This is a genomic window from Mycobacterium sp., assembly GCF_052145595.1.
Taxonomy (GTDB): Bacteria; Actinomycetota; Actinomycetes; order Mycobacteriales; family Mycobacteriaceae; genus Mycobacterium.
Genome location: NZ_JBKQOI010000097.1, coordinates 1 through 6,390 on the forward strand (window position 1 = coordinate 1; position 6,390 = coordinate 6,390).

At 67.0% G+C, this 6,390-nt stretch carries 5 protein-coding genes; all 5 read right to left on the reverse strand.

Annotated elements, in window-relative coordinates:
• Nucleotides 1–181: hypothetical protein (locus tag ACLP4W_RS08435; RefSeq protein ID WP_442385689.1), on the reverse strand; the 181-nt coding region annotated here is incomplete at its 3' end.
• A 65-nt stretch (nt 182–246) separates the two neighbouring features.
• Entirely contained in the window at nt 247–555 is a 309-nt protein-coding gene (locus ACLP4W_RS08440) for a MarC family protein (protein ID WP_442385690.1), read from the reverse strand.
• Nucleotides 556–980: 425 nt separating this feature from the next.
• Nucleotides 981–3,752 carry a beta strand repeat-containing protein gene (locus tag ACLP4W_RS08445; RefSeq protein ID WP_442385691.1) on the reverse strand — a complete coding sequence of 924 codons (2,772 nt, stop codon included), beginning with the start codon at nt 3,750–3,752 and terminating at the stop codon, nt 981–983.
• A gap of 712 nt (nt 3,753–4,464) precedes the next feature.
• Nucleotides 4,465–5,184 carry a G1 family glutamic endopeptidase gene (locus tag ACLP4W_RS08450; protein ID WP_442385693.1) on the reverse strand — a complete coding sequence of 240 codons (720 nt, stop codon included), beginning with the start codon at nt 5,182–5,184 and terminating at the stop codon, nt 4,465–4,467.
• Between the two features lie 497 nt (nt 5,185–5,681).
• A partial coding sequence (locus tag ACLP4W_RS08455; RefSeq protein ID WP_442385692.1) for a PHP domain-containing protein occupies nt 5,682–6,390 on the reverse strand: 709 nt, incomplete at its 5' end.

Below are 6,390 nucleotides of genomic sequence, written 5' to 3' on the forward strand. Positions count from 1 at the left end.
TGTGCACGCTGGCGCCGAGACTGTTGTGCCCCCACGGCGGTCCCTTGGGAGGCGGGGGGCGGTCCAGGTAGGTCATCCGGTACCGGCGGGGGCAATCCAGCCAGGACGTCAGCCGGGTCGGCGTGCACGCGTACAGCCGCTGCGGCATGCCGCCGAAGCTGAGCTGCTCCGCCGCCATCATCTGCGCCTCCTTGCTACCGACCGCAAGCTATCAGCAACCACCGACAATTCTGGCTGGGCGGCGAATCAGCGCTGATGCGCGAAGGCCAGCACCGCGGTCGCGACGAGCTGGACGGCGATGGCCGATAGCAGCAGGCCCGCGATACGGGATGCCAACTCGACGCCGTTGTCGGTGAGAAGGCGGTGGATAACGGTGGAAAACCGCATGGCCAGCCACACGACGATGGTCACCGCCACGATGGCCAACGCAAGCGCCAGCACGTCGCCCGGGCCGTGGATCCGCTGTACGTAGAGCATGGTGGCCACGGTGCCCGAAAATCCCGGGGGACGTGCCGTTGGCGGTGCGGCGGCTTTCACCGCAGATGCGCCAGTCACCGGGGAAAGGTCACGGTCAACCGGGCCGCAACGCCGCGCATTGTCCGGGCCTGACGGCGAGGGCCTGGCCAGAGGCCAGGCTCGGAGGCACGCGGCGAACCCCCGCGAGCGGGTCATTGACGCTAATACTTCGGAATCCGCAAAGAAATATGGCATCATCTTTGAGCTATATCTGGCACAAAGGTTTATTACTTATTAGCAGCACCAGTGCTGCAAAATAGTTTCCGGCATCCGGGTGAACCGTTGCCCTTTCCTCGGCTATGCCGTTGTCGGGATCGGTTCAGACAGACCACCGCCCGGGCGGATCGCATTGATCTCCGCCCGGGCGGTGCGCCGTTTAGTCCCCGGAGCTACGCGGCTTGCCGCTCATCCCGGCGTGGTGGCGATAATCGCCGTCCACGGTGTTCGCCGACGAGCGAGCATCGTCACGGCGAGACCACGTTCGTAAAGCCGGAGAAGCCGACTGCGTTATGCGCCCGCACCCGGTAGTAGTACCTCTTGCCGGCCACCACCGTGTCCTTGTGGGAGGTGACGGTCGGGCCAACGACGGTGTTGATAAGGGCGGTAGTGAACCGGGCGTTGGTCGCCCGCTGGATCTCTATCGCCGTCGCCGCCGACGGGGCACTGGCGTTGTTCGTCCACGTCAGCGACACCGTCCGCCCTCTGCTCGTGGCTTTGAGGCCACTCGGCGCGGCCGGGAGGCCGACGACGGAGAGGGTGAAGTGCTGGGTGTCAGAACCGGCGATGTTCGTGGCGGTGATCCTGAACCTGTACGTACCGCCGGTACCCGCAGCCGGTATTCCCGAAAGTGCCGCCCTGCCGTTCCCGTTGTCCGTGAACAACACTCCCAACGGCAGGTTGCCCGACTCGGACAAGCCGGGGGTGGGCACCCCGGTCGACTTGACAGTAAAGGCACAAGCCTGGCCGACAATACACGTGGCGTGACCGGCGCTGGTGATCCCGGGCGCCTGGAGAACGGTAAGGGTGAAGGTCTGGGTGTCAGAACCGACACCGTTCGTGGCGGTAATCGTGAGCAGGTATGTTCCGCCGGTACCCGGAGCCGGTGTTCCCGAAAGTGACGCCGTGCCGTCCCCATTGTCCGTGAACGTGACTCCCGCCGGCAGGCCGGTCGCGGACAATGCGCACGTGGGCGTCCCGGTCGACGTGACGGTAAAGGTCCCGGCCTGGCCGGCGGTAAAGGTGTCGGCAGCAGGGCTGATGATCTGGCACGCCTGGCTGACCGTGAGGGGGAAGATCTGCGTGGCGACGGGAAGGACGCCGTTCGTGGCGCTGATCGTGATCGGGTACGTGCCGCCGGTACCCGCAGCCGGTGTTCCCGAGATTGTCGCCGTGCCGTCCGCGTTGGGTGTGAACGTGACTCCCGTCGGCAGTGTGCCTGTCTCGGACAATGCGCACGTGGGCGTCCCGGTCGACGTGACGGTAAAGGTCCCGGCCTGGCCGGCGGTAAAGGTGTCGGCGGCAGGGATGGTGATCTGGCACGCCTGGAGGACATAGAGGGTGAAGGCCTGGGTGGCGGCGGGAAGGACGCCGTTCGTGGCGGTGATCGTGATCGGGTGCGTGCCGCCGGTACCCGGAGCCGGTGTTCCCGAAAGTGTCGCCGTGCCGTCCCCGTTGTCGGTGAACGTGACTCCCGGCGGCAGGCCGGTCGCGGACAATGCGCACGTGGGCACCCCGGTCGACGAGACAGTAACGGGCGTCCCGGGCTGGCCGACGGTAAAGGTGGCGTAGTCAGTGCTGCTGGTGATCGCACACGCCGTCGCAGCGCTGACCTTGAGAGTGAAGGCCTGGGTGGCGGCGGGACTGACACCGTTTGTGGCGGTGATCGTGACCGGGTACGTGCCGATGGTGGTCGATGTTCCCGAGATTGTCTCTGTGCCGTCCCCGTTGTCCTTGAACCCGACCCCCGACGGCAGGCCGGCCGCGGTCAACGCGCACGTGGGCGGCCCGGTCGACGTGACGGTAAAGGTCCCGGCCTGGTTGACTTCAAAGGTGGCGCCGGTAGAGCTGGTGATAGCGCACGCCTGGCCGACCGTGAGGGTGAAGTGTTGGGTGGCGTAACCGAGGACGTTCGTGGCGGTGATCGTGACCGGGTACGTGCCGACGGTGCCCTTAGCCGGTGTTCCTGAAAGTGTCGCCGTGCCGTTCCCGTTGTCCGTGAACTTGACCCCCGACGGCAGTGTGCCCGTCTCGGACAATGTGCACGTAGGCTGGCCGGTCGACGTGACGGTAACGGGCGTCGCGAGCTGGTTGACGGTAAAGGTGGCGGCGCCAGAGCCGGCGATCTGGCACGCCTGGCTGATCGTGAGGGTGAAGCTCTGGGTGCCGTCAGGAGTGCCACCGTTAATGGCGGTGATCGTGAACGGGTACGTGCCGGCGGTGCCCGCAGCCGGTGTTCCCGCAAGTGTCGCCGTGCCGTCCTTGTTGTCCGTGAAGGTGACTCCCGTCGGCAGGTTGCCCGTCTCGGACAATGTGCACGTGGGCGACCCGGTCGACATGACGGTAACGGTCCCGGCCTGGCCGACGGTGAAGGTGCTGCCAGCAGAGCTGGTGATCTGGCACCCCTGGACGACCGTGAGGGTGTAGTACAGGGTGGAGACAGACCTGCCACCGTTCGCCGCGGTGATCGTGAACGGGTACGTGCCGACGGTACCCGCAGCCGGTGTTCCCGAAAGTGTCGCCCCGTTGTACCCGCTGTCCGTGAACGTGACTCCGGACGGCAGGGTGGCGCCCCCGTCGGACAATGTGCACGGGAGGAACCCGATCGGCCCGATCCGCTCGAGCGACGGGCCGGTATAGATGTTGACGCTGTTGGGTTGGCCGACGGTAAAGGTGGCGCTGGCAGGAATGGAGAAGATCTGGCACGCCCCGTTGCCCAAAGCGCGGGCGCTGGTGTTCTTAGGCGCGGCAAGGGAGGCAGCGCTGGTGATCGTGGGCGCCGAGGCCGTTTCCGTCGCTCGCCGACCCGTGCCCAGGGACGGGGATACTTGTCTTTCTTCCGTTCTAAGGCCCGCGCCAGGCGCCATTGGGCGTCTTGCGGCCGCTGGTCGGACGGCGCCCGTCGCGCCGTGCGTGGCGATGGACGCTGTCGTCCCGGCGTGTGCCGCGCTGGCCACCCGCGCGGGCGTGCGCGGTGACGCCAGCGCCGCCTGCGCCCCGCTTAGTGATCCGATGGCCACGGCGAACATGGTCAGAACAAAAACAAGTTTCCTGTACATCGATTCCGTCCCCCGAAGTTCATACGAATAGAAGGCCGGGACAGCGGGCCGTCGCCCTCAACGGGCCAGGCGACCTCTCCCCAGGTTGATCACTGAAAGTATTGATCATGTAACTCTCCGAAACAAGTGCCTGGATATAGCTTTCTCCTCCGCCCGTGCCTGGTCCGGTTGCTATCGTTTCTGCCAGGGCACCTGAAGGCTTCAGCCAGGCCGCCAAGAAATAAGCGCCATGCCCGCATATATCGGCGCGGTATGCGCATATCCCGGACACCTAAGTCAGAAATCAGGTCCGGGCCGTCTTAATCGCCGCATACGTCGCCACGATTGCGTGACGCGGCCGCCCCTGGCCCCGCTCAGCAGGCGTTACGGCAATCACGGTCGTGCACGGCGTTCTTACGATCGCGTTGAGTGCCTGGATCCTGAGTGGCGCACGACGGCCACCATAGGCCCGGCACCGGGCGGGCCGGGACAAGGCCGAAAAGGACGAGAAAGACCATGTTCGGTCCGCCCGCAAGTAATCGAGCGGCTGTACGCCAACCAGGGCAATGACAAGCAGTAAACCAGGGCCGCTGTAAGCGCGACCTTGACACTGTCCTTGCTTGCGCTGGTCGTCCCGCACAGCAGCGCAGTACAGCAGTCGGCACCTCGGCCTCGACGAACGGGGCTCCCCTCGTCACGTGCTGGCCACCCAGTTGATGGGGAACGCGGAGGTCTCCCCCAAGTTCGACAGCGGGCCGGGCTCGGCCAGTACCTTGCTGCCGTCGGTCATGTCGATCTCATTGGACGACCACAGGTAGCCATCGCCCAGGTTGCCGCGCGTGCCGTTGCGGCTGGTGACGGTGGCGCCCGAGTAGAACGCGTTCCCGAAGTCAGCGAGCGACAGCATCCTGCCCGAGTACGGCGCCTCGGTGATCACCCCGGCGCTGGAGTTGCCGCAGGTGGATCCGGACGGGCACGGCTGGCTGGCAACAAAACCGGCGCCCTGGGTGATGTCGTCGAACGTGAGCTGGTACTGGCGCGTGGTCGCATTGAAGTAGACGCTGACGCTCACCGCATCGCCAGGCCCGAACCCGGTGATCGAAAGCGCCACCGGGTCCAATGGGTACATCTCGTACCAGGCATAATATTTCGGGGTGGTGCCCAGACAGGTGGCGGCTACGCCGGTCTGCTCGACGGTGGAGTCGGCGTAGCCGTCCAGGCCATCCCAGAAGCCCGCGTGCGGCTCGCCGCTGGTGGCGGGAACCGTGCAGTTGATGGACGGCACGGTGAACTGGGTGGACACGAACCGCAGCGCGCAAGTGGAGCACGCGGTGTCGGCGTAACCGGCCCAGTTGCTCGATAGGGTCAGCGTCTGGCCGGACCGCAGGCGTCGGGCATGGGCCAGATGCGGCAGGTGGGTGGCGGGGCAGCCGGACCGGCGCGAGGTGGATCAGCGAGGTGTTGCCGGTGAACCTAGCGTGATGAAATTATCACGGAGTGACAACATGAGGGGGTCGTTGACGAGAAGTCGCGAGAGCTTTCGCCCCGGGTCAGAATGCCATTTCCAGCCCCATCACGGTCAAGCATCGATGGGCACAGCCGCCCTCGGCGGGATAACCCGGAATAGACACGGGCCAGTTGCACAACGCGGGACCCCGAGTCAAGCCTGATGCCATGCGCTTCTCTCCCAGCGGCCGCGCGGCGGTGACGGCAGTTCGCACTGTCTGTTCCTGAGGTGGTGGGCATGGCCACTGCCGCCAAGCGGGCCGCTGGAGTTCATCTGCCAGCTCGGGACCGGCGAAACGCGGGCCGGCATCGACGCGCAACTGATCCTTGGCGCGTCCCGGCAAAGTGTGCGGGTATGGCTGCAAGCCGGGGACTGACGGGGCGGCACGAACTAGACTGACCCGCTCAGCCGGGAGTGCCGGACGCCTGCGCCGCCAGGCGCCCCCAGGCCTCGGCTGGGGTGGACTCGGCGCCGATGCGGTAACCGGTCAGCGCGCCGTGGTCGTCGCTTCCCCCCGTCGCGACGAGCCCGAGTTCGTCGGCGAGACGCCGGGCGCGGTCCCGTTCGGCCTGAGCTTGCTCGGGATGCCATACCTCGACGCCAGCCAGGCCAGCGGCGGCCAGCCGGGCGATCACCTCGTCGGGCACCTCGTAGCCGGGGGTCCCGGGGTGGGCCAGGACGCTGACCCCGCCGGCGGCGCGGATCAGGCTGATGGCCTCGGCCGGCTCCAGCGCGTACTTGTCCTCGTACGCCCGGCCGCCGTCGCCGATCCAGGCCGTGGTGAACGCCTCGGCCGGGTCGCTGATCACGCCGGCTTCGGCCATGGCCCGGGCGATGTGCGGGCGGCCCACCACGCCGTCCCCGGCGATCGCCGCCACCCGATCCCAGGTGACATCGGCGCCCAGGGCGGCGAGCTTGGCCACCATGGCGCGGGCCCGGCGCACCCGGTCGCCGCGGATCTTCTCACCCTCGGCGGCCAGGCTGGGATGGGCCGGGTCGAACAGGTAGGCCAGCAGGTGCAGGCTCCGCCCGTCCACGCGGCAGGATAGTTCCATGCCGGGGACGAAGGTCAGGCCCGCGGGCCGGGAACGGCGCGCCTCGTCATGGCCCGCC